18 protein-coding genes and 1 pseudogene are annotated in these 22409 nt (G+C 65.9%); 8 read left to right on the top strand and 11 right to left on the bottom strand.

Annotation, left to right across the window (positions count from 1 at the left end; translation table 11 throughout):
* Window position 1: 1 nt before the first annotated feature.
* Complete coding sequence (gene clpS, locus WJU27_RS09065) at window positions 2-310, bottom strand: ATP-dependent Clp protease adapter ClpS (RefSeq protein WP_008061043.1); 309 nt, start codon at window positions 308-310, stop codon at window positions 2-4.
* A 398-nt stretch (window positions 311-708) separates the two neighbouring features.
* Between clpS and WJU27_RS09060 the strand changes: the two genes are divergently transcribed.
* Entirely contained in the window at window positions 709-912 is a 204-nt protein-coding gene (locus WJU27_RS09060) for a cold-shock protein (protein ID WP_019918899.1), read from the top strand.
* Between the two features lie 92 nt (window positions 913-1004).
* Here the strand turns inward: WJU27_RS09060 and icd are convergent, their stop codons facing one another.
* Window positions 1005-2249, bottom strand: coding sequence for an NADP-dependent isocitrate dehydrogenase (gene icd / locus WJU27_RS09055; RefSeq protein ID WP_024300538.1), 1245 nt, complete (start codon window positions 2247-2249; stop codon window positions 1005-1007).
* 182 nt (window positions 2250-2431) lie between these two features.
* Between icd and aceK the strand changes: the two genes are divergently transcribed.
* The 4 genes from aceK (at window position 2432) to pdxH (ending at window position 5954) form a co-directional block, all read left to right on the top strand.
* A complete protein-coding gene (gene aceK, locus WJU27_RS09050) occupies window positions 2432-4210 on the top strand; it encodes a bifunctional isocitrate dehydrogenase kinase/phosphatase (RefSeq protein ID WP_341421910.1) in 1779 nt (592 codons plus the stop codon).
* Window positions 4207-4779 (top strand): pseudouridine synthase, encoded by a 573-nt coding sequence (locus WJU27_RS09045; protein WP_341421909.1) that lies wholly within the window; start codon window positions 4207-4209, stop codon window positions 4777-4779. The genes aceK and WJU27_RS09045 overlap by 4 nt, the downstream gene beginning before the upstream one ends.
* A gap of 93 nt (window positions 4780-4872) precedes the next feature.
* Window positions 4873-5307, top strand: coding sequence for a DUF192 domain-containing protein (locus tag WJU27_RS09040; protein ID WP_020164073.1), 435 nt, complete (start codon window positions 4873-4875; stop codon window positions 5305-5307).
* 14 nt (window positions 5308-5321) lie between these two features.
* On the top strand, window positions 5322-5954 hold the full coding sequence (gene pdxH / locus WJU27_RS09035) for a pyridoxamine 5'-phosphate oxidase (RefSeq protein WP_341421908.1): 633 nt from the start codon (window positions 5322-5324) through the stop codon (window positions 5952-5954).
* Between the two features lie 9 nt (window positions 5955-5963).
* Here pdxH and WJU27_RS09030 read toward each other — a convergent pair whose 3' ends face one another.
* The 6 genes from WJU27_RS09030 to WJU27_RS09005 form a co-directional block, all read right to left on the bottom strand.
* Window positions 5964-6533 (bottom strand): tetratricopeptide repeat protein, encoded by a 570-nt coding sequence (locus WJU27_RS09030; RefSeq protein WP_341421907.1) that lies wholly within the window; start codon window positions 6531-6533, stop codon window positions 5964-5966.
* Window positions 6530-8122, bottom strand: coding sequence for a glucose-6-phosphate isomerase (gene pgi / locus WJU27_RS09025; RefSeq protein WP_341421906.1), 1593 nt, complete (start codon window positions 8120-8122; stop codon window positions 6530-6532). Before pgi ends, WJU27_RS09030 begins: the two co-directional genes overlap by 4 nt.
* 30 nt (window positions 8123-8152) lie before the next feature.
* Window positions 8153-9814, bottom strand: a complete 1662-nt coding sequence (locus tag WJU27_RS09020) for an ArnT family glycosyltransferase (RefSeq protein WP_341421905.1) — start codon at window positions 9812-9814, stop codon at window positions 8153-8155.
* Between the two features lie 137 nt (window positions 9815-9951).
* The gene (gene rpmE / locus WJU27_RS09015; RefSeq protein ID WP_304000948.1) at window positions 9952-10164 is read right to left on the bottom strand and encodes a 50S ribosomal protein L31; all 213 of its coding nucleotides are present in this window, start codon (window positions 10162-10164) and stop codon (window positions 9952-9954) included.
* Between the two features lie 127 nt (window positions 10165-10291).
* A complete protein-coding gene (locus WJU27_RS09010) occupies window positions 10292-11230 on the bottom strand; it encodes a transglutaminase family protein (protein ID WP_341421904.1) in 939 nt (312 codons plus the stop codon).
* The gene (locus tag WJU27_RS09005) at window positions 11227-13677 is read right to left on the bottom strand and encodes a circularly permuted type 2 ATP-grasp protein (RefSeq protein WP_341421903.1); all 2451 of its coding nucleotides are present in this window, start codon (window positions 13675-13677) and stop codon (window positions 11227-11229) included. The genes WJU27_RS09010 and WJU27_RS09005 overlap by 4 nt, the downstream gene beginning before the upstream one ends.
* Window positions 13678-13841: 164 nt before the next feature.
* Here WJU27_RS09005 and WJU27_RS09000 point away from each other — a divergent pair, with 164 nt between their 5' ends.
* The 3 genes and pseudogenes from WJU27_RS09000 to WJU27_RS21010 all read left to right on the top strand — a co-directional run bounded on the left by WJU27_RS09000 (window position 13842) and on the right by WJU27_RS21010 (window position 17044).
* A complete protein-coding gene (locus tag WJU27_RS09000) occupies window positions 13842-14804 on the top strand; it encodes an NAD(P)/FAD-dependent oxidoreductase (RefSeq protein ID WP_341421902.1) in 963 nt (320 codons plus the stop codon).
* 203 nt (window positions 14805-15007) lie between these two features.
* A pseudogene (locus WJU27_RS21015) lies at window positions 15008-16159 on the top strand (FIST signal transduction protein); the annotation flags it as partial.
* A 168-nt stretch (window positions 16160-16327) separates the two neighbouring features.
* Window positions 16328-17044, top strand: coding sequence for a methyl-accepting chemotaxis protein (locus WJU27_RS21010; protein ID WP_438636493.1), 717 nt, complete (start codon window positions 16328-16330; stop codon window positions 17042-17044).
* A gap of 132 nt (window positions 17045-17176) precedes the next feature.
* On the opposite strand, the gene WJU27_RS08990 is transcribed toward WJU27_RS21010, so the two are convergent.
* The 3 genes from WJU27_RS08990 to lysS all read right to left on the bottom strand — a co-directional run bounded on the left by WJU27_RS08990 (window position 17177) and on the right by lysS (window position 22385).
* Window positions 17177-18766 carry a methyl-accepting chemotaxis protein gene (locus tag WJU27_RS08990; RefSeq protein ID WP_341421900.1) on the bottom strand — a complete coding sequence of 530 codons (1590 nt, stop codon included), beginning with the start codon at window positions 18764-18766 and terminating at the stop codon, window positions 17177-17179.
* A 160-nt stretch (window positions 18767-18926) separates the two neighbouring features.
* Window positions 18927-20789 carry a bifunctional tRNA (5-methylaminomethyl-2-thiouridine)(34)-methyltransferase MnmD/FAD-dependent 5-carboxymethylaminomethyl-2-thiouridine(34) oxidoreductase MnmC gene (gene mnmC / locus WJU27_RS08985; RefSeq protein WP_341421899.1) on the bottom strand — a complete coding sequence of 621 codons (1863 nt, stop codon included), beginning with the start codon at window positions 20787-20789 and terminating at the stop codon, window positions 18927-18929.
* Window positions 20790-20885: 96 nt separating this feature from the next.
* Window positions 20886-22385 carry a lysine--tRNA ligase gene (gene lysS, locus WJU27_RS08980; RefSeq protein WP_341421898.1) on the bottom strand — a complete coding sequence of 500 codons (1500 nt, stop codon included), beginning with the start codon at window positions 22383-22385 and terminating at the stop codon, window positions 20886-20888.
* Between the last annotated feature and the right edge of the window lie 24 nt (window positions 22386-22409).

The raw sequence follows: 22409 nt of genomic DNA, 5'->3' as shown, positions 1-22409 counted from the left end.
TTCAATTTTCCTCCATCACGCACGCCAGCGGATGCTGATGCTGGCGCGCAAAGGTACACACCTGTTCCACTTTCGATGCCGCAACGTCCTTGGGGTAGATGCCGCAAACGCCGGCCCCCTCCGTATGTACCTTGAGCATGACGCGCGTGGCCTGTTCCCGGTTCATGCCGAAAAACTTCTGAAGGACTCCAACCACGAAGTCCATCGGGGTGTAATCGTCATTCAGCACCATGACCTTGAACAGAGGTGGGGGCTTGACCCGTGTCTTTTCAAGCTCGAGGAGTGAATCGTCCTGCCTGCGTGTAACCATGGTCCCATTCTAATCACAAACATCGGGTGTGCAACACGAGAAGCTGTGTCGCTTTTCCGCTGTTTCGCGACATCGCGCACCGCCTGTTCACGTCTTTGGACAACGCGTTCCGGCAAGCGTGCGCCGACAGCTTTCGACGCTTCGATGAACGCTGTCCAAGATGGCCGGAAAATCGTCGCAAAAGTCTGCCGTGGTGCAGCATGGAAACGTGTTGACCGCCTGCTTCATCTGGGCTAAAAGCCGTTCTGTGTTTGGTTCAAGCTCTCGAGTGGTCGCAGTCCTAGACCGTTGTCGAGTTCCGGCGCGGTCGGTAGTTCCCGGGGTCAGAACATCAGAACTTGAAGTACAAACATGTACGGGAGCTTCGGCTCATTTGAGAGGTTGAGAGGATAAGATCAATGGCAACTGGTACTGTTAAGTGGTTCAACGATTCCAAGGGTTACGGCTTCATCACGCCGGATGATGGCAGCGAAGATCTGTTCGCTCATTTCTCGGCGATCCAGATGGGTGGTTTCAAGACCCTGAAGGAAGGCCAGAAGGTGACGTTCGACGTGACCCAGGGACCCAAGGGCAAGCAGGCCGCGAACATCCAGGCTGCTTGATCCGGTCCTGAGGATTCGGAAAACAAAAAACCCGGCGCAAGCCGGGTTTTTTGTTTCTGCAGCTGGGCGTCCTGCGACGCCCGCTGTCACCGTTACATGCGGGCGATCATGGCGCGCCCGAATTCCGAGCACGACACTTCGTTCGCACCGTCCATCAGGCGGGCAAAGTCGTAGGTGACCTGCTTGTCGCCGATGGCGCGTTCCATCGACGCGATGATGAGGTCGGCCGCTTCCAGCCAGCCCATGTGACGCAGCATCATTTCGGCCGACAGGATGAGCGATCCCGGATTCACCTTGTCCAGGCCGGCGTACTTCGGTGCCGTGCCGTGGGTGGCTTCGAACACTGCATAGGCGTCCGAAATGTTGGCGCCCGGGGCGATGCCGATGCCACCGACCTGCGCCGCCAGCGCGTCGGAGATGTAGTCGCCGTTCAGGTTCAGCGTCGCGATCACGTCGTAGTCGGCCGGTCGCAGCAGGATCTGCTGCAGGAAAGCGTCGGCGATGGCGTCCTTGACGATGATGTCGCGGCCGGTGTTCGGGTTCTTGAACTTGCACCACGGTCCGCCGTCGATCGGCTCGGCGCCGAACTCGTTCTGCGCGAGCGCGTAGCCGAAGTCGCGGAAGCCGCCTTCGGTGAACTTCATGATGTTGCCCTTGTGCACCAGCGTGACCGACTTGCGGTCATTGTCGACGGCGTACTGCAGGGCCTTGCGAATCAGGCGCTCCGAGCCTTCGCGCGACACCGGCTTGATGCCGATGGCGGAGGTCTCCGGGAAGCGGATCTTCTTGACGCCCATTTCGTCGCGCAGGAACTTGATCACCTTGCGCGCATTGTCCGATTCCGCCTGCCATTCGATGCCGGCGTAGATGTCTTCGGTGTTCTCGCGGAAGATGACCATGTCGATCAGGTCCGGCTGCTTGACCGGGCTGGGCACGCCCTTGAAGTAGCGCACCGGGCGCAGGCAGACGTAGAGGTCAAGTTCCTGGCGCAGCGCGACGTTCAGCGAACGGATGCCGCCACCGACCGGCGTCGTCATCGGGCCCTTGATCGAAACGACGTATTCCTTCAGCGCGGCCAGCGTGTCTTCCGGCAGCCAGACGTCCGGGCCGTACATGCGGGTGGCCTTCTCGCCGGCGTAGACCTCCATCCAGGTGATCTTGCGCTTGCCGCCGTAGGCCTTGGCCACGGCTGCATCGACGACGTCCTTCATCACCGGCGTGATGTCCACGCCGATGCCATCGCCTTCGATGAACGGAATGATGGGATTGTCCGGCATCGGCTGGCCGGCAACGATTTTTGTCCCCTCGGCGGGAATCTTGATGTGAGTGGTACTCATGCCATCCAGCTCCTTGGTGTGTTGTCTGGTTATTGGCCCTGTGACGGTGTTGCCGCCGGCGGGCTCCCGCGATTATCCCCCAATCAAGAAATGATGCGACATTCCTGTCGGCCGCGTGTTCCGCACCGCGGCGCGCGCGCGCCCATTAGAATCCCGCGCTTGACGATACGAGCGGACTTGCCATGAATCTTCCTGCCGGGCAGAACCAGGTTGCGCTGGCCATCGCACAGGCGCTGATTGACGGCTTCGACAAGCACTACACGCTGTTCCGTGCCGTCAGCGGTACGGCCAAGCAACGGTTCGAACAGGCCGACTGGCCGGGGCAGCAGCGCTGCATCCGCGAGCGCATCCAGTACTACGACGACCGAGTGCGCGAGTGTGTGGACCGGCTGCACAACGAGTTCCACGCCGACTCGCTGGACGACAACACCTGGCAACAGGTGAAGCTGCTCTACATCGGCCTGCTGGTGAACCACCGGCAACCGGAACTGGCCGAAACCTTCTTCAATTCGGTCACGACGAAAATCCTGCATCGCAAGTACTTCCACAACGACTTCATCTTCGTGCGCCCGGCGATCTCGACCGAACTGATCGAGAGCTCTCCGCCGACGTGGCGCAGCTACTACCCGAACCAGACCGGTCTGCGCGTCGCGGTGAAGCAGATCTTCATCGACTTCGACTGGCAGCGGCATTTCACCGACCTGGACCGCGACGTCGACTACATCATGCGCGCGGCACTCGAGCACGTTGGCGGCGACTGGCCGGCGCGCGAGGCCAATCTGCAGATCCAGGTACTGAATTCCGCCTACTACCGTAACAAGGCCGCCTACGTGATCGGCAAGGCGATCAACGGTCACCTCGAGTATCCGTTCATGGTCACCGTGCTGCACGACCGTAAGGGCGGGCTCTTCCTCGACACCATCCTGCTGGAACCCTGGCGGGTCAGCGTGATGTTCTCGCTGTCCCGTGCCTACTTCATGGCCGACATGCAGGTGCCTTCGGCGAACGTGCATTTCCTGCGCACGCTGATGCCGAAGAAGCCGCGTTCGGAGCTCTACACGATGCTCGGGCTGGGAAAGCAGGGGAAGACCATGTTCTTCCGCGACCTGATCAACCATCTGCGTCACTCGAACGACAACTTCGTCGAGGCGCCCGGCATCCGCGGTTTGGTCATGCTGGTGTTCATGCTTCCGTCCTACCCCTACGTGTTCAAGATCATCAAGGACAAGTTCGGCAGTTCGAAGGACACCGACCGGGCGACGGTGAAGAAGAAGTTCCTGATGGTGAAGCAGGTCGACCGTGTCGGTCGCATGGCCGACACCATCGAGTACTCGGACATCGCGCTGCCGGCCCACCGCTTCTCGCCCGAACTGCTGGAACAGCTGGACCAGCTGGCGCCGTCGATGATAGAGCGCGATGGCGACACGCTGGTCATCCGCCACTGCTACATCGAACGACGGATGATTCCGCTCAACATCTTTCTGGAAACGGCGAACGAGGAGCAGATCGACCACGCGGTGTACGAGTACGGCAACGCGATCCGCGAACTGGCGGTCGCCAACATCTTTCCTGGCGACCTGCTGTGGAAGAACTTCGGCGTCACCCGCTACGGTCGCGTCGTGTTCTACGACTACGACGAGATCGAATTCCTGACCGACTGCAACTTCCGTCGCATACCGCCGGCGCCCAGCCCGGAGTACGAAATGTCCGGCGAGGTGTGGTACTCGGTGCAGCGCAACGACATCTTCCCCGAGGAATTCGCGACCTTCCTGCTGTCGACGCCCAAGGTGCGTGCGGCCTTCCTGAAGTATCACCGCGATCTGCTGGACGTGAAGTTCTGGCAGGAGACGCAGCAGCGCATCCGCGAAGGCCACATCCAGGACTTCTTCCCCTACCCGGAGGAACTGCGTTTCGCGCGCCGCTTCGGCCACCTCCAGGGGCAGCCGGTGGCCAGTGCGTGAGCCGTCTGATCCTGCTGAACAAACCCTATGGCGTGATCTGCCAGTTTTCGCCGGATGGCATCCATCCGACGCTGGCTGATCACGTCGACGTGCCCGGAGTCTATCCGGCGGGCCGTCTTGATACCGACAGCGAAGGCCTGCTGCTGCTGACCGACGACGGCGCGCTGCAGCACCGCATCACCGATCCGAAGCACAAGCTGGTCAAGCATTACCGGGTGCAGGTCGAGCGCGAGCCGGACGAGGCGGCGCTGGAACGGATGCGCGGCGGGCTACAGTTGAAGGACGGACCGACCCGGCCCTGCTCGGTCGAGCGCATCGCCGAGCCGGACGATCTGTGGCCACGCAATCCACCGGTGCGCCATCGGCTTTCGGTGCCGACCTGCTGGCTGGAGATCGGCATCAGCGAGGGCCGCAACCGGCAGGTGCGGCGGATGACGGCAGCCATCGGTCACCCGACGCTGCGCCTGATACGCGTCGCCATCGGTCCGTGGCAGCTGGGCTCGCTGCAGCCCGGTCAATGGCGGGATGCCGAGGCCGGGCTTCTCGCCGGGAGACACGTGCGCGCATGAGGCCCGTTCAGGGCATCCGCTGCGGGCTGACATCGATCAAGAAGTCGCTGGCGCGCATCATTCATCATTCACCATCGGGATGTTCTGCCTGTCATGAAGAAATCGCTACTCTGCAGCCTGCTTGCGCTGAGCGCACTGAGTGCCTGCGCCGACATGCCCACGCTCGAACTCGGTGTGGGCATGTACCGCATCAAGGCCGAAGTCGCACATACCAACGCGGCGCGCATGACCGGGCTGATGCACCGGACCGAGATGCCGTCCGATGCCGGCATGCTCTTCGTGTTCACCCGGGCGGCCAAGCACTGCATGTGGATGCGTAACACCTTGATTCCGCTCAGCGTCGCCTTCATCGATGACAAGGGTCACATCATCAACATTGCGGACATGCAGCCGCAGACCGAAACATCGCATTGCGCCGAGCGCCCGGCGCGCTATGCGCTGGAAACCAATATCGGCTGGTTTGCCGCGCGCAAGCTCCAGGCCGGCACGCGCATCGCGGGAATCGAACGCGCGCCCGCGCCGGAATGAGGAAAGGAGACACCATGGACCCGATACATCACCGCATCGACTACACCAGCGGTTCGCTCGACGAGACCGAAGCGGCCGACAATCCGCTCGACCAGTTCCGCTTCTGGTTTGCCGAAGCGGGCCGCGAGGTCGAGCGCGATCCGAACGCGATGACGCTGGCCACGGTTGGTGCGGACGGGCGTCCGAGCGCGCGCATCGTGCTGCTGCGTGGCTATGGCGAGGACGGCTTCGTGTTCTTCACCAATTACGACAGCCGCAAGGGCGCCGAGCTGGAGACCAACCCGCACGCAAGCCTGCTGCTGTTCTGGGCCGCGCTGGAGCGGCAGATCCGGATCGAGGGCACGGTGAGCAAGGTCAGTGCGGAAGAATCCGATGCCTACTATTCACTGCGCCCGTTGGGCAACCGGCTGGGAGCATGGGCATCGCCGCAGAGTCGGGAAATCCCCAGTCGCGAATCGCTGGTCAGGCGTGTGCGCGAATTCGAGGAGCGCTTCGGCTCGACGCCGCCGCGCCCGGAAAACTGGGGCGGCTACCGGCTGCATCCGGATGCGATCGAATTCTGGCAGGGACGCAGCGACCGCCTGCACGACCGTCTGCTCTATCGCCGCGAGGGAGCCGACTGGACGCGTGTCCGACTGGCGCCCTGAACCGGCGCCTCAGTCGGGCAAACCCATTTCCTTCCCCAGTCTGCGGGCGGTGCGTGGGTCGTACTGGCCGATGCGGCGGTATTCGGCGAGCAGGCCTTCTTCGTCGCCGACGGCCCGGCAGGCCTGACACAGCGCGTAGCTCGCGCTGCCATTGAAGGGTTGCAGTTCGACCGCACGCTTTAGTGCTTCGACCGCCTCATGCGCTCGCCCCAGTTCGCTCAGCAGCAGTCCGCAGCCATACCAGGCCTGATCGAGCGCGGGGTGCAGGCGCACTGCGATGGCCATCTGCGCCAGCGCGTGCTCGAGCTCGCCACGGCGATGCAGCAGGAAGCCGAAGTTGTAGCGGCTGACGGCGTCGTCCGGTGCGAGTTCCACCGACCGTTCGAAGGCGAGCAGGGCGTCGTTGTGCAGTCGCTCATCCTGCTGGCAGAGGAAGCCGATCATGCGCCAGGCGGCCACACGCGCTGGATCGACCGCGATGCAGCGGCGAAAGGCGGCAACGGCCCGTTCGTTCTGCCGCAGGAGGGCCCACAGCTGACCGGCGGCATAATTGATCGCCGGCCCCAGCGCTGAGCTCATGCGTCCGGGTGAGCGAGTGCCTCGAACAGGCCGCGGGTGGATGCGTCGGCATCCTGCGGCAGTCGGCCCGACGCCAGCGCGCGCGCCATCTGCTTGCCGTACTCGACACCGTACTGATCGAAGCTGTTGATGCCGAGCAGCCAGCCCTGCACGAACACCTTGTGCTCGTACAGCGCGATCAGCTGGCCCAGCGTGCGTGGCGTCAGTTCCGGCATCAGCAGCGTGGTGCTTGGCTGGTTGCCGGGGCAGGCGACATGTGGCGCGAGCCGGGTGGCCTCCTGCTCGGACAGACCGCCGCGCTTCAGTTCGTCCATCGCCTCGTCGCGCGTCTTGCCGCGCATCAGCGCGGCACTCTGCGCCAGCGCATTGAGCTGCACCATGCGGCTGCGGTCGTCGCGCGCTACGCGCGGCACGATGAAATGCATCGGCATCATCCGCGTGCCCTGGTAAAGCTGCTGGTGGTAGGCGTGCTGGCCGACGATGCCTGAGCCGCCCCACACCACCGGCGAGGTGGGCGCCCGGCTCAGCTCGCCGGTCGAGGTGCAGCGCTTGCCATTGCTCTCCATTTCGAGCTGCTGCAGGTAGGACGGCAGACTGCGCAGCAGGTGGCTGTAGGGCAGCACCGCGAGTGTTTCCAGACCCATGCCGCTGGCGTTCCAGAAGTCGATCAGACCGAACAGCACCGGCAGGTTCGCGTTCATCGGCGCGCGCGTGAAGTGCTCGTCCATGTCGCGTGCGCCGTCGAGCATTTCGCCGAAGGCCTGCATGCCGATGGCGCAGGCCAGCGGCAGCGAGATCGAGGACCAGACGGAATAGCGCCCGCCGACCCATTCCGGCAGGAAGAGGCAGCGCTGCGCCGGCACGCCCAGTTCCTGGGCAGCCGCCGGGCGGTTGGTGACGGCGAACAGGTGCTGGCCGACGCCGGCCGTGCCCAGACCGTCGGCCAGCCACTTCATCGCGACCTGCGCGTTGGCCAGCGTTTCCTGGGTGGTGAAGCTCTTCGACGAAATGACGAAGGCGGTGTGCGCCGGTTTGCAGTCGCGCAGTGCGAGGTCGAGGGCGGCCGGATCGAGATTGGCGACGAACTTGACCACCGGACCGTTGATCTGCGGCTCCAGCGCCTCCATCGCCAGGCGCGGCCCGAGGTCGGACCCGCCGATGCCCAGGTTGACGATGTGGGTGATGGTCTGACCGGTTGCGCCGAGCAGTTCGCGGTTGCGGATCAGCCGTACCCAGTGTTCGAGCGAAGCGCGGCAGTCACGTACGACGTCGGCGTGGGCGCCGTCGCGGGCGCGCAGTGCCATGTGCAGCGCTGCGCGGCGCTCGGTGAAATTGATCTGGTCGCCGGCCGCCAATGCGCGGATGCCGCGCGGCAGATCGAGCGCGCTGACAAGATCCATCAGCATCGCCATCGTTTCGCCGTCGACGCGCTGCTTCGAGTAGTCGAGCAGCCAGCCGTCGTAACGCAGCGAGAAGCGCGCGAAACGGTCGGGGTCCTGCTCGAAGAAGTTGCGCAGGTGCACGCGCGACAGCTGGATCGCTTTTGATCGCAGTGCGGGCCAGGCGGAGGTCTGCATCAACAGGTTCATGTCATCCGGCGCCTCGTGTCACCCTTCGTTTCAGTGTCTTGCGTACAGCAGGAAGCGCTCGTGCCGGTCGCCGGGCCGGCGGCCTTCCCACTTCAGAGTCCAGCTTCCGTCCAGCGACGGCGGCTTGCCGCCCCGGCCGTGATAGGCCAGCAGCAGGTCGCATTGCTGCCCCGATCGGCCCGCGATGTTCAACGGTTTCAGATCGAGGAAGTAGTAGAACGCCGCACGCTGGCTGTCCTGCAGGCCGGTGAAGGCAACGCAGCCATGCTGCGCCGGCAGGTGTTCGCCGATCATCCGCGCTACGTCGCGATAGCTGCGACCGTAATCTATCCACGGCAGCCACAGGCTGCTGACGAGAAACCATATCAATACCATGCCGCAGCCCCAGCTGACGGCCCCGCGTGTCGGTGTTCGTGGCGAACGCCACAGCAGCCATATCCAGGCGGCACTGATGACGATCGCAGGTATCAGTGCCAGCAAGGATATCGACATTTCGAATCCAGGTTCCAGTCGCGCGAAGGTGCGCGCCAGTCGCTCCGGCCAGCCTGTCGTCATGGCTATCCAGCCGAGCCATATGATGAGGCCCAGCAGTGAAAAGGTCATGACACCGAACCAGTCGAGTGCGTTCGCGGCTCCCCGGCGCAGTCGGGGCAGGCCGGCGCTGCCGAGCACGACCAGCGGTGCCAGCAAGGGAAGTGCCCGCTGATTGCGGGCCGCACCTTCACCGGCGAGTTGCATGAACAGCAGCAGGAGCACGATCAGCGGCAGCGTCAGCACCGGCGAGCGCCACTGTTCGCGGCGCTGCCACAGGGCCCAGCCGGCGACGGGCAGCGCCGGCCAGGCGTACCAGGCGAGCACCTTGACCCAGCTTCCGGCGCCGCCAGCAAGGTGTTCGACATCCGGCAGCAGTCGCTGCAGGTCTTCGGCCCAGACGCGGGCGGCCAGCTCGGGGCGTTCCAGCTGCAGTGCGATCAGCCAGCTGGCGGCGAGCACTGTGCCGACCGCCATCGCCAGCGGCAGCGCACTCATGCGCACTGCCGAGGTCGCCACCGTGCGCCACACCGGCAGCAGCGGCATGGCGGCGGCGGTCAGCAGCAGCACGGCGGTCAGCCACAGGCCGGTGCCGAGGCCGGAGATGGCCAGCGCGACGATCAGTACGAGTGCGCCCTGGAGCGGTCGCCGCGCGATCAGCGCGAGCGACCACATGCCCAGTCCGAGTGCGGCCAGCAGTGTGGTCGACGATTGCGCGTCATGCAGGTGGGTGACGGCACCGATGCTGGCGATGCCGATCAGCGGGGCGATGCGCGCAGCCGGTGCACCGTAGAGCTCACGCGCGGCGCCCGCACTGCCGAGCAGCCACAGTGCAAGAAAGAAGGCGCTGGCGAGGCGCGCGCCGTCGGCGAAGCTGATGCCGACCCATTCCGCCGCCTGGCCGGTCAGCGAAGCCAGCCAATGGAACAGCGGCGGGCTGTCCAGCCAGAGCTGGCCGGCCAGTTGCGGGATCAGCCAGCCCCCCTCGCGGGCGAAGCCCAGTGCCACGCCGATGTTGAGCGCGTCGTCGCCCTTCCACGGATCGCGGCCGAACAGACCGGTCAGCAGATAGACCAGGCACAGCGCGATCACGAATCCGGTTTCGGGTGGGTCGCCGATCAGCGGACGGCGGGCCGGGTAGGACTGCGAAGGAAGTGACATCGACGACGATCAGTGAACAGTGGCCCGGATTTTATGGGGACTCCGCCGCGCGTGGGGTGGGCGACGGTTGATCCGGCAAGTGCAGAAACAAAAAAGGCAGCCAGAGGCTGCCTTTCTGCTGCGGCGCTGGGCTGGAATCAGCTGCGCGGCACGTTTGCGTACTTCTGACGGAAGCGCTCGACGCGACCGGCGGTATCGACGATCTTCTGCTTGCCGGTATAGAACGGGTGGCACGAGGCACACACTTCGATGTGCAGCGGCTTGCCCATCGTCGAACGGGTTTCGAAGTTGTTGCCGCAGGAGCAGGTCACTGCGACGACTTCGTAGCTGGGGTGAATGCCTTCTTTCATGCTGGTTTCTTTCTCAAGCGCTCGAAGGCGGGCGGCCTCGTGCGGATCATCGAACCCCGGGTCGGCTGAGCCTGACGGCTGTGCAGACGGTACCCGCGGAGGAAAAACGTGGATTATGGACGGATTTTCATTCCGGTTCAAGGGGCTGCGCCGCCTTGGCGCAGGTGTGTGCGGGCCGGGCATCGTCCTCCGGCATCACGGTGACGCGTACCTCGACCACGTGCTCGCCGCCGCCGAGGATGACGCCGCGCATCGGCGTGACGTCGCTGAAATCGCGACCCCAGGCGACCGTGATGTGCTGGTCGTCGGGCTGAACGCAGTTGGTCGGATCGAAATCGAGCCAACCCGCGCCCGGACAGAACACCGACACCCAGGCGTGTGAGGCGTCGGCGCCGATCAGGCGCGGCTGGCCGGGCGGCGGCTGTGTCAGCAGATAGCCGCTGACATAGCGTGCCGGCAGACCGAGCGAGCGCAGGCAACCGATCATGAAGTGGGCGAAATCCTGACAGACGCCGCGTCGCTGCTTGAGCAGCGTTTCCAGCGGCGTGCTCACGGTGGTGGCTTCCGGGTCGAATTCGAAATCGCGATGGATGCGCCGCATCAGCGCACAGGCGGCGTCGAACAGCGGCCGGTCGCGGTGGAAGTCGAGCCGGGCGTAGCGAGCCAATGCGGCCAGCGGCTCGATGTGCGGGCTGGCGTACAGGTACTGGCAGGGTTCGAGCAGCGGCGCCGGCCCGACCTGGTGAAGGCGGTCGCGCACGTGTTCCCATGCGGGCGACTGCGGCCTTGGCGCGTCGCCGATGCGCCTTACGTCGACTGTCGATGTGGCGAGCACCGCCAGTTCCTCATGCGCGGCGCCGACCGAAATGTGTTCAACCCGATTGCCGAAGTAGTCCGTCCGGCGCTCGCGCTCGGCCGGCACCGGCGTAATGTCGACCCGGTGCGCGAGTGTCGTCTGGCGCGGCGTCTCGCGCGGCGTCAGATGCAGAAGCTGGCGCGACATCGATACCGGCCAGGCGTAGCGGTAGTGCGTTTCGTGCAGCACGTGATAGCGGACCTGCGTCATCGGCGCTCCTCGGTGCCCGTCCACGCGCCGTCGGAGTGACTGAAGAAGCGCAGCCCGAGCTGTTCCGACAGCGCGTAGGCGGCGCTGCTCAGTCGTTCGAGCAGGGTGTCTAGCCGGGTCGAACCGGTGTGCAGGTCGGCCTCGGGCCGCAGCGACAGCAATTCAGCCACCGCGTCCGACAGTGCGGCCGGCTCCAGCGCGCCAAACTGTGCGGCGAGCCGCGCCAGATAATCGGTCAGGCCTAGCGCCTGGTAGGCGACCGAGCGCGGGTTCGTCTCGTCGCGCACCAGCAGATCCAGCACCGGCAGCCATTGCGGACGCGTCATGTAGCGCGAACGGTAGGTGATGGTGCTGTCGGCCAGTTCGAGCAGCCAGTCTGGCGCGTCGCTGGCCGCCGCCAGCGCGTGGCGCAGCACGCCGCACATGAACTGCAGCCGCTCGATTCGACGGCCCATCGACAGAAAGCGCCAGCCCTGGTCGCGCGTCATGCCGTCGAGTGCGAAACCGGACAGCGTCATCATCGCCTGCACGCAGCGGTCCAGCCGCTCCAGCACCTCGCCCGGCTCGCTCGGCTGGGCGGCGCTCAGTTCGTCGGTCAGCCGGCTGATCACCCGCCAGTTGTCGAGCGACATCCGCTCGCGCAGGCTGAACGCAACGGTCGACAGCTGGTGCAGACCGCCGGCCAGCGACCCGGGGGCCGCAGGGTCGAGCACGGCGGCACGCAGCGTCGCGCCGATGTCGTCATCCGGCTCGGCGGGCAGCAGGCCGTTGTGCTGGCACAGCGCGGTCAGCGCGTGGTCGCGGATGTCGTCCAGCTCGATGTGCTGGGCGATCGTTGCGCGCAGCAGTCGCGCGCTGTTGTCACAGCGTTCGCAGTAGCGGCCGAACCAGAACAGGTTCTCCACGACACGACTGGACAGATTGCTGCCGGCACGCACCAGCTCGGCTGGCGACACCGAGCGGCGCAGCAGGCTGAAGGTGTTGACGGCGCCGTGCGTCAGCACCCAGGTGTCCTTGCTCGAACCGCCGCGTTGCATCGCGATCACCCGCGCGTCGCGCTCGGACGCCACACGGGCGAGTCCGCCCGGCATCACGGCATAGCCTTCGGGCGAAGCACAGGCGAACACGCGCAGGCCGACCGCGCGCGCCGCCAGACGCCGTGGGTGCTGGGTGTCCCAAACCGGAGCCTGCGACAGCTGCACCAGTTCCTGGGCGACGTAGTGGTGCGGACGCGCGCGCATTTTCGCGATCAGTGCGGAGCGCGACTTGCGGTCGAGGTCGGCGCCGAACACCGAATCGATGCGCAGCTGCGGGAAGGCCGGCTTGATCACCAGCGTGTCGAGGCGGGCGATGGCGTCTTCCAGCGCCGCCTCTTCGCCGCACCACCAGGTGGCGAGCGAGGGCATGGCCAGCGGCTCGCCGAGAAGACGTTCGCACAGTCGAGGCAGGAAGCCGAGCAGGGCGCCGGTCTCCAGCAGGTTGGAGCCGAGCGCGTTGGCAATCAGCACATTGCCGCGTCGCGCCGCGTCGACCAGACCGGGCACGCCGAGCGCGGAATCGGCTCGCAGTTCAAGCGGGTCGCAGAAGTCGTCGTCGAGGCGGCGCAGCACGGCGTGCACGCGGCGCAGACCGGACAGGTGCTTGAGCCACACCTTGCCGTCGCGCACCAGCAGATCCGAACCTTCGACCAGTGGAAAGCCGAGGTAGCGCGCCAGATACGCGTGCTCGAAATAGGTTTCGTTGTAGGGGCCGGGCGTCAGCAGCACGGTCAGCGGTGGGCCATCCCCCTCCGGCGCGTGCTGCGCCAGCGTGTCGCGCAGCGTGGCGAAGAAGCTGGCCAGATGTTCGACGTGCAGGTCGCGGAACTGTTCGGAAAACACACGCGAGATGACCAGCCGGTTTTCCAGCGAGTAGCCGGCGCCGGACGGCGCCTGCGTGCGGTCGGCGAGCACCCACCAGCGACCGTCGGGCGAACGCGCGAGATCGGCCGCATAAAGGTGGAGGTGGGTGTCGCCCGGTACCTTCAGCCCGTGACAGGGTCTCAGGAAGCCGGCGTGGCCATAGACCAGCGCGGGCGGCAGCAGGCCTTCGGCCAGCATCTGCTGTGGCCCATACACGTCCTGCAGGATGTGGTTGAGCAGCCGCGCACGCTGTGCGATCGCGGCAGAAATCTGCGTCCATTCGTCGGGCGGGATGATCAGCGGCAGTACGTCCAGCTCCCACGGACGCTCGACGCCGCGCGGGTCGGCATAGACGTTGTAGGTGACACCGTTCTCGCGAATCTGCCGGCGCACCGACGCCAGCCGCTCCTGCATCTGTTCCGGGCGGGCGCGAACCAGGGTGTCGAACAGCGCGCGCCAGTGCGGGCGCAGTGTCCACGGGGCGGACAGCAGTTCGTCGTAGCGTGGTCCGGTTTGCGGGTAGTGCTCGAGCAGTTGGCGGGGCATCGGTGTTGCTGTCTTGGTGCGGGACTCGTGGTCGGGTGCGCACTGCGTTGCGCCAGCCGTGCGCGTGGCGCACGAATCAGATGAGGGCAGACCCTAGCACAGACCTTGCATGATCCGCTTCGCACTCCGAAGTGATGCACTGATAAAAATGAGGGACAGCGACGATGCACAACATTGCGGTAATCGGGGCGGGCATGGCGGGATGTACGCTCGCGCGACGACTGATCGACGCCGGGCGCTCGGTCCAGGTGTTCGACAAGGGCCGTGCAGCCGGTGGTCGCATGGCCACGCGCGCGGCCGGTCGGCTGCGCTTCGATCATGGCGCGCAGTTCATGTCGGTGCGCGGCGAGGCCTTGCACGGGCGCCTCTCCGACTGGCAGCGCGCCGGTGTCATCGCGCAGTGGCCCGCAGCCGCGATTGATGGCGATCCGCGCTGGGTCGGCGTGCCCGGCATGAATGCGCTGGCGCCGCGCCTGCTGTGGGGCGCCGAGGTCCGTTCGCAGATCGCCATCACCGGTATGGGGGCAGACCGTCTCGGCTGGTGGCTGGCCGGCGAGGCTGGCATGCTGGCTGACTGTTTCGACGCAGTGCTGGTGACCTTGCCGGCGCCGCAGGCGGCCGGCCTTTTCGAGCGCTGCGCCGGCATGGACATCAAGCCCTTCCTGGACGCCATGCAGGACATCCGCTACGCGCCGTGCTGGACGCTGATGCTGTCGTTCGCCGAGCGAATCGCGGCTGACGATTGCCTGCGCTTCGACACTGGCGGCGCGCTGAACTGGGCGGCGCGTGACAGCAGCAAGCCGCAGCGAGACGCCGCGCAGGAGTGCTGGGTGGTGCACGCCGATGCGCAGTGGTCGCAGGACAATCTCGAGCGCTCACCGGAGGAGATCGAAACCCTGCTGTTCGAGGCTTTCGCTGCCGCCACCGGGTGTACCGCGGCGCCGCTGCATCGCTGCGCCCATCGCTGGCGCTACGCCCGTGTGATCCGGCCACTCGGCCTTCCCTGTCTGTGGGACGCCGACAGCAAGCTCGGCTATGCCTCCGACGGCTGTCTGGGCGAGCGCATCGAGAATGCCTTCGACAGCGCCAACGCGCTGGCCGACCGGGTTCTGGGTCTGGTCGATTGAAATGCCGGCAGCGGCTGTCGTGCTGCCCCGCACCATGTTCGACTTCGTTAAATCCATGTGTTCATTGAAGAAAAAGTGTCCAGAGATTGAACACGCCCGGAAAATTTTCGTTTCTCAACCATAAAGTCGAGTGGGCCGCTCCCGTTGGTTCACGCTGATCGAAGCGCCACCGCGTTGCCGATCGGGAATTCAGGGAGAGAGAGATGAAACTATTCGGCCGCCAGTCCTCGAACGGGCGCGCAGGCATCGAAACGCTGCAGACGCGACTGGGCGAGCTGGAATCGCGCCTTGCCGCGGTACGCAGTACGCCCTCGTTCGTCAGCGGATATGTTGCACCGGACGTCGACATCGACCGCGTCGCGCAGGCCATCAAGGCCCGTTTTCCGGGTGTTGCGCTGACCCTGAGCACCACCGCCGGCGAACTGTGCAGCGCCGCCGGTTCGTCGCTGTACTGTGCCGCGCCGGACGGACGCGACCGCGTCGTGCTGCAATTGTTCGACCGCAGCGTGATCGGCCAGGCGCAGGTGGTGGCGATACCGCTGGCCAGCGAGGACCTGCGGCAGAACGGTCGCGTGATGGACTACCGCGAGCGCATCGAGCGTCTGGTGCGCAGCATCCAGGGCACGCAGGTAGCGATGGACATCGATCACCGTGACACCTTTGCCTATGTGCTGTTCGACGGCCTGTCGAATTCCGAATCCTTTTTCATGGAAGCGCTGTACGAAGCTGGCCGCTTTCCCTGTCTGTTTGTCGGCGGGTCGGCCGGCGGCAAGCTCGACTTCAAGGACACCTGGCTGCACGACGGTAACCGCCGACTCAACAACCACGTGCTGGTGACCTTCCTGAAGATGGCGCCGCAAGTGCGTTTCGGCGTGTTCAAGAGCCAGAACTTCGAAGCCACGCAGACCCGCTTCCAGATATTCAGCGCTTCGGTCGAACGTCGCCAGGTGAATCTGGTGATCGACGAGGACGGCCGCGCGGTGTCGCTGATCGACGCGCTGTGCAGGACTTTCGGCTGCGAGCGCAGTCAGCTGTCGGCCAAGCTCGACAGTCACTCCTTCGCCATCCGCGTCAACGGCGAGCTGTTCGTGCGCTCGGTGGCGACGCTCGACTTCGACCACGACCGCGTCGACTTCTACTGCGACGTGGCGCCGGGCGAGGAACTGGTGCTGGTGCGACGCACGCCCTTCGCCGCCACCACCGAACGCGATTTCCGCGCCTTCATGTCGAACAAGCCGGGTCAGCCGCTGGCTGGCATGTTCAACGACTGCGTGCTGCGCCGGCTCTACAACGGCGCCGAACTGAGCGGGCTGGACCGCGTGTTCAGCGGCATCGACGTCGCCGGTTTCTCGACCTTCGGTGAGATCCTCGGCCTGAACCTGAACCAGACGCTGACCGCAGTGTTCTTCTTCAGGCTGCAGCAGGGCGAAGTGTTCCGCGACGAGTATGTCGACAACTTCGTCGCCCATTACGGCGAGTTCAAGGCCTTCTTCCTGCGCCGGCAGAACGCCAAGCTGGCCGGCATGTCGCGCGTGATGGTGCAGCAGATCAGCGATTACCGTGGCGGCAACTTCGGCAGCCGGCTCGATCCGGGCAACGTCGACCCGAGCATGGTGCCGGTGGTACGCGATCTGAACCACCTTGGCGAAATCATGCTCGACGCCCAGCGCACGCGCGAGGCGACCGCGAGCCAGCTCGAAGCCTGTGCCAACGATCTGTATGGTTCGGTGGGCGAGCTGACGACGCGCTTGAGCGACCAGCAGGGCGTGATCCAGACCGCGGTGCGGACCGTCGATACGCTGGCCGGTCAGGCGAACGAGGTGGGCAGCAGTGCGCGCGACCTGTCGCACGCCAGCGACCGCATACAGCGCGTGGTCGAAATGATCCAGCAGATCGCCGATCAGACGAACCTGCTGGCGCTGAATGCGGCGATCGAGGCGGCGCGTGCCGGCGAAGCCGGTCGCGGTTTCGCCGTGGTGGCCGACGAGGTGCGCATGCTGGCCGAGAAGTCGCGCAACAGCGCAGGCGTGATCGGCAAGGACATTTCCGCGCTGGCGGCGGAGATCGTGCGCGTGGCGCAGATGATAGAAGCGCAGTCGACCGGCGTTTCAGGCCTGACCCAGGTGCTCGAAACCATCGATACCTACAGCAGCGAAACCGCCGGCGTGGCCGGGCACACGCGTGGCGTGGCCGACGTGCTGAAGGGGCTGACCGGCGCAACCCACGCAGTGCGCGCCTGACAGGGGCGGGCGGTCGACGTGAAAAGGCGACAGCTCCGCTGTGGGCGGGCGCTGTCGCCAAGGGGGAAGCGGATCGGAAGTGCGCGCGATCGCGGAAGCCGCCGGGCCTGATCGGCGCGGCGGCGGTCCGTTTCAGTGCAGCGCCTGTTCCAGGTGTTTCACCAGTTCGCGCAGTTCGCTCGAGGTCGAGTGCAGGCGGGTGGCGGCCTCGCCGACCGACTGCACGCTCGAGTTGGTCTGTTCCACCGTGCTCGATATGCGTTCCATGCTGCACGCAACCTCGTGTGAGGCGAGCGACTGCTGGCGCAGCATCTGGGTGATTTCCTCGGAGTAGTTCGCGGCTTCGCGGCTGGCGTCCCAGATGCCCTGCAGGCCGGTGCTGCTGGCCTCGATTTCGCTCGTCGAACGGGCCACCTCGCCTGCCGTCGCGCTCATCGTGTCGACCGCCGAACCGGCCAACTGGATGATGTCGGTCACGGCCGAGCCGATGTCCTTGGTGCTGGTGCGGGTACGCTCGGCCAGCTTGCGCACCTCGTCGGCGACCACGGCGAAGCCGCGACCCTGCTCACCGGCGCGCGCCGCCTCGATGGCCGCGTTCAGCGCAAGCAGATTGGTCTGTTCGGCGATGTCGTTGATCACCTGCGATACCTCGCGGATCTTCTCGACTGACGCGTTCACCTCGGCGATCCGCTCCTGCGACTGCGTCACCACGCCGACCACGCGATGGCTGCTGGCGATGCCCGCTTCCATCGTCTTCATCGCGTCCTGCGCACTGTGCTCGGTGCGTTTGACCGCTTCGAGGCCGCGATCGGTGTTGCTCGACACCTCATTGATGGACACGCTCATTTCTTCCATCGCCGCGGCCACCTGCATCACATTTTCGCCCTGTGCGCCGGTGGCCTTGATCAGGGCGCGCATCGCGTCGTTCAGTTCCTTAGAACGGTCGTCGACTTCGCGCGCGTTCACCAGAACGTCGGCGAACATTGCGCGCAGGTGGATGCGCATCACTTCCATCGCGACGAACAGCGGGCGCAGCGGCCCCGACGGCGCCTCGATCTGCTTGGCCAGCTTGCCTTCGTCCAGTTCCAGCATGGTGCGGTGTAGGCTGTCGAGGCGGCCGGCAACCGTGCTGTTCTGCCATGCGGCGGTGCCCAGTGCCACAGCGGCGGCGACGCCCGACAGACCCAGGCCCCACGCTCCGCCGACTGCGCCGCCGGCCAGCGCCAGTGCCGACGTCACGCCGGCGCCGAGCCAGACACGGCCGGCCAGGCCGAGCTTGGATTTGCTGATCGGCGTGCGGGGGAATTTCGCGGTTTTGTCGCGGACCGCGCGGTAGAGCGTTTCGGCGGCGGCGACTTCGTCGCGCTTGGGCGCGTTGCGCACCGACTGATAGCCGACCGTACGGCCATCGATCGTGATCGGCGTGACGAAGGCTTCGACCCAGTAATGGTCGCCGTTCTTCGAGCGATTCTTGACCAGGCCGCGCCACGGCTGACCGGCCTTGATGGTGAGCCACAGGTCCTCGAAGGCTTCGGGCGGCATGTCCGGGTGCCGCACGACGTTGTGGTTGTGGCCGACCAGTTCCTCGCGGCTGAAGCCGCTGATGCTGACGAAGGACTCGTTGGCGTAGGTAATGGCGCCCTTCAGGTCAGTCTTGGTGACGATGGGTTTCCCGGGCTCAAGGAAGACTTCTTTCTGCGTGACGGGCAGATTTATTTTCACGGCGACTCTCCAGGTGGCGTGATCCCTCCCGGAAAGGACTGTCGGGCTTCATGCAAGCAAGGCGAACGGTCACGCAATTCCGGAGGCATGAGCCATTAACGGCTTCCATCCGGAAAGCTTCACTGAGATGTGAAATTTTTCCCGCAAGGGTTGATTTCGGTCAATTGTCCGGCGAGAAGCGCCCCGGGCTCAGCGCCAGTGCCAGATCCCGTTCGAGCGGCAAAGGATCGCCGCAAAGCCTTGCTGCGAGCAGTTCGGCGCCGAGCGCGTTCCACACCAGGCCGCGCGCACCGAGGCCGGTCAGCAGGTGCAGGCCGCCCGTTTCGCCGATCAGCGGCAGACGGTCGGGTGTTGCAGTCCGAAACGAGGTGCGGCCAGGCAGTGTTGCAGCTTGCGGCGGCGTGCAGGCCTCCGGCAGCAGGCGTTCGAGGCGGGCCAGATTGCCGGCGTGACTGTCCTCGCGCACCGCAGTATCGGCGTCGCCGATATCGAAACTGGCGCCGAGATTGAGGTCACCGTCCGGCGTCGGGCAGATGTAGCCCTCGCGGCACACGGTCACATGCAGATTGGGCAGCAGGCTGCGCGGCAGCCGCGTCACCTGGCCACGTACGCGGGTCAGTGGCAGCGGGTGCGGCAGCAGCGCACAGGCGTCTGCCGCGTTGGCCAGCACCACCGCGTCGGCGTCGATCAGCGTGCCGGCGGCGGTGCTCACGGACCAGCGGTCGACGTCACGGGTCAGCGACAGCGCCTCAGTGGACATCAACCGGCTGACTGCGGCGCCGGCGCGCTCGAGATTGGCGTCGCACAGGCTGGCCGGATTCACCCAGGCGCCGCGCGGGAACCACCAGCCGCCAAGTGCGACCGGATAGCCGATGCGCCGCGTCATTTCCCAGTCCGACAGGTAGCGCACCAGCGCCTGCGGCAGCGCGCCGGTTTCGCACACCTCGCGCTGCAGGTGCTCGTGTTCCGCGTCGTGGGCGATCTGCATTACGCCGGTCGGCCCCCACTTCAGCGGCCGACCTTCGCCAGCCAGCCGCCTCATGTGGGCGGATGCGTGCAGGAAGGCGGCACGGGAAAAACGCGCGATCACGCTGTCGTCGCGGGCGATCATCGGTCGCAGCACGCCCGCCGCATTGCCCGACGCCTCCTGCGCCGGGGCTGCGTGGCGCTCGATCAGCAGCACTTCGGTGCCGCGCGCGGCCAGTCGCTCGGCGACCGCGCAGCCGGCGAGGCCGGCGCCGATCACCGCCACCCGCTTCGGCGCCGTCGGCTCGGGCCGATGGCGCAGTGCCGCGGCCTGCGCACCCGGGTGCAGGTGGCCGGTCAGCATGTGGCGCTTCGGTCCGAAGCCGGCCTGTTTCTCGCTCACGAAGCCGGCGCCGGCAAGCGCGTCGCGCACGCCGGAGGCGACGCTCCAGGTCGCCAGCGTGGCGTCCGCGGCTGCGAGGCGCGACAGCTGTTTACATATGTAGGGCGACCACAGTTCAGGATTCTTCGCCGGCGAGAAACCGTCGAGAAAGATAGCGTTGGCGCGCAGCGTCAGCTGCGGCAGCAGGTGCTCGGCGTCGCCCAGGCCCAGGGTCAGGATGACGCGGCCGCCGTCGAACTCGATGCGATGCAGTCCGCGCACCGCCAGCGGCCAGCGCTCGACCAGCTTCTGCGCCATGTCGGCCATGTCCGGCGGCAGCAGGCGCTGGTAGGCGATGGCCAGGTCGTACTGCGCGAACGGGTGCTTCTCGACCGACACGAAGTGCAGTCGTGCGCAGCGGTCCGGGCTGTCGCGCCAGGCGCGCCAGGTGGCGAGGAAATTCAGGCCGAGGCCGAAACCGGTCTCCAGCACGACGAAGCGTTCGCGGCCGGCCCAGCGTTCGGGCAGGCCATTGCCGGCGAGGAACACGTGCTGCGCCTGCGCCAGCGCACCCTCCGACGAGTGATAGACGTCGCCGTAAGCGGCCGAGCGCGGCGTGCCGTCGTCGGCGAATTCGAGCGGGGCCGGAACCAGAGGCTGAAGAGGTCGGGACATGGTGCAGTCAATGAAAAGCAGAACGCCGATCAGGACCGGCGCCGCGGGCATCGGTTCGATCGGCGTTCATCGGGGGCCGTGTCGGGGGCGGGGCGCTTACTCGCGACGCATCTGCGGGAACAGGATGACGTCGCGGATGTTGGCCGAATCGGTCAGCAGCATGACCAGGCGGTCGATGCCGATGCCGCAGCCGCCGGTCGGCGGCAGGCCGTGTTCGAGCGCGCGGATGTAGTCGGCGTCGAAATACATCGCTTCCTCGTCGCCGGCGTCCTTGGCTTTGGCCTGTTCCAGGAAGCGGGCCGCCTGGTCTTCCGGGTCGTTCAGCTCGGAGAAGCCATTCGCGATCTCACGGCCGACGATGAACAGCTCGAAGCGCTCGGTGATCTCCGGCTGCGCGTCCGAACGGCGCGCCAGCGGGCTCACTTCCGCCGGGTAATCGATGATGAAGGTCGGTTCCCACAGCTGTGCTTCGGCGCAGGCTTCGAACAGCTGCAGCTGCAGCGAGCCGAGGCCGCCCGGCTTCACCTTCTCGCCGTGGGTCACGATGGCCTGCTTCACGAAAGCCTCGTCGGCCAGCTGTTCTTCGGAATACTGCGGGTTGTACTTGCGGATGGCCTCGACGATGGTCAGCCGGTGGAAGGGCTGGCCCAGGTCCAGTTCGCGGCCCTGGTACATGAACTTGGTCGTGCCCAGCGCCTGTTCGGCGCAGTGGCGCAGCAGGTATTCGGTGTAGTCCATCAGCTGCCGGTAGTCGGCGTAGGCCTGATAGAACTCCATCATCGTGAATTCGGGGTTGTGGCGCGGGCTGATGCCTTCGTTGCGGAAGTTGCGGTTCACCTCGAACACCTTCTCGAAGCCGCCGACCACCAGCCGCTTCAGGTAAAGCTCGGGCGCGATGCGCAGGAACAGCTCCATGTCGAGCGCATTGTGGTGGGTCTTGAAGGGCTTGGCCGCGGCGCCGCCGGGGATGGGGTGCATCATCGGCGTTTCGACCTCGAGGAAGCCCTGGCGCGTCATTTCGGCGCGGATGGCGCTCATCATGCGGCTGCGCGCGACGAAGGTGGCGCGCGAGTCGTCGTTGGTGATCAGGTCGAGGTAGCGGTAGCGGTACTTCGCTTCCTGGTCGGACAGGCCGTGGAATTTCTCCGGCAGCGGGCGCAGCGCCTTCGACAGCAGGCGGATGGCGTCGCACTTCACGGTCAGTTCGCCGGTGCGGGTACGGAACAGCGTGCCGGAGCAGCCGACGATGTCGCCCAGGTCCCAGTGCTTGAAGGCGCCGTGCACCTCTTCGCCGACGCCGTCATTGGTCACGTAGAGCTGGATGCGGCCAGACATGTCCTGGATGGTGGCGAAGCTGGCCTTGCCCATCACGCGCTTCAACATGACGCGGCCGGCCAGCTGCACGCGCTCCGGATGCGCTTCCAGCGACTCGGCGGTGGCCGTTGCGTGCTGGGCGGTGATTTCGCCGGCGTAGTGCGTGCGCTGGAAGTCGTTCGGGTAGGCGCCGCCGGCTTCACGCCACTGGCGCAGTTTCTCGCGCCGCTCCGCGATGATGTGGTTGTCGTCGTCGGCAGGCAGTGCGGCGTGGTCGGTCATGATGGGCTCGAAAGATGGGCTGCG

Origin of the sequence: Methyloversatilis sp. NSM2 (assembly GCF_038066675.1) — a bacterium.
Classification (GTDB): Bacteria; Pseudomonadota; Gammaproteobacteria; order Burkholderiales; family Rhodocyclaceae; genus Methyloversatilis; species Methyloversatilis discipulorum_A.
Note: the sequence above shows the minus strand (reverse complement) of the source record. Positions and strands in the feature narration are given on the sequence as shown.

Excerpts from the sequence above, each read along its gene's own strand:
- WJU27_RS09005 (WP_341421903.1), bottom strand. The coding sequence starts at position 13,677 with ATGCCCCGCCAACTGCTCGAGCACTACCCGCAAACCGGACCACGCTAC.
- icd (WP_024300538.1), bottom strand. The coding sequence starts at position 2,249 with ATGAGTACCACTCACATCAAGATTCCCGCCGAGGGGACAAAAATCGTT.
- mnmC (WP_341421899.1), bottom strand. The coding sequence starts at position 20,789 with ATGTCCCGACCTCTTCAGCCTCTGGTTCCGGCCCCGCTCGAATTCGCC.
- WJU27_RS09030 (WP_341421907.1), bottom strand. The coding sequence starts at position 6,533 with ATGAGCTCAGCGCTGGGGCCGGCGATCAATTATGCCGCCGGTCAGCTG.
- WJU27_RS09060 (WP_019918899.1), top strand. The coding sequence starts at position 709 with ATGGCAACTGGTACTGTTAAGTGGTTCAACGATTCCAAGGGTTACGGC.
- lysS (WP_341421898.1), bottom strand. The coding sequence starts at position 22,385 with ATGACCGACCACGCCGCACTGCCTGCCGACGACGACAACCACATCATC.
- aceK (WP_341421910.1), top strand. The coding sequence starts at position 2,432 with ATGAATCTTCCTGCCGGGCAGAACCAGGTTGCGCTGGCCATCGCACAG.
- pdxH (WP_341421908.1), top strand. The coding sequence starts at position 5,322 with ATGGACCCGATACATCACCGCATCGACTACACCAGCGGTTCGCTCGAC.
- WJU27_RS09000 (WP_341421902.1), top strand. The coding sequence starts at position 13,842 with ATGCACAACATTGCGGTAATCGGGGCGGGCATGGCGGGATGTACGCTC.
- WJU27_RS09040 (WP_020164073.1), top strand. The coding sequence starts at position 4,873 with ATGAAGAAATCGCTACTCTGCAGCCTGCTTGCGCTGAGCGCACTGAGT.
- rpmE (WP_304000948.1), bottom strand. The coding sequence starts at position 10,164 with ATGAAAGAAGGCATTCACCCCAGCTACGAAGTCGTCGCAGTGACCTGC.
- WJU27_RS09020 (WP_341421905.1), bottom strand. The coding sequence starts at position 9,814 with ATGTCACTTCCTTCGCAGTCCTACCCGGCCCGCCGTCCGCTGATCGGC.
- WJU27_RS21010 (WP_438636493.1), top strand. The coding sequence starts at position 16,328 with ATGTCGCGCGTGATGGTGCAGCAGATCAGCGATTACCGTGGCGGCAAC.
- WJU27_RS09010 (WP_341421904.1), bottom strand. The coding sequence starts at position 11,230 with ATGACGCAGGTCCGCTATCACGTGCTGCACGAAACGCACTACCGCTAC.
- clpS (WP_008061043.1), bottom strand. The coding sequence starts at position 310 with ATGGTTACACGCAGGCAGGACGATTCACTCCTCGAGCTTGAAAAGACA.
- pgi (WP_341421906.1), bottom strand. The coding sequence starts at position 8,122 with ATGAACCTGTTGATGCAGACCTCCGCCTGGCCCGCACTGCGATCAAAA.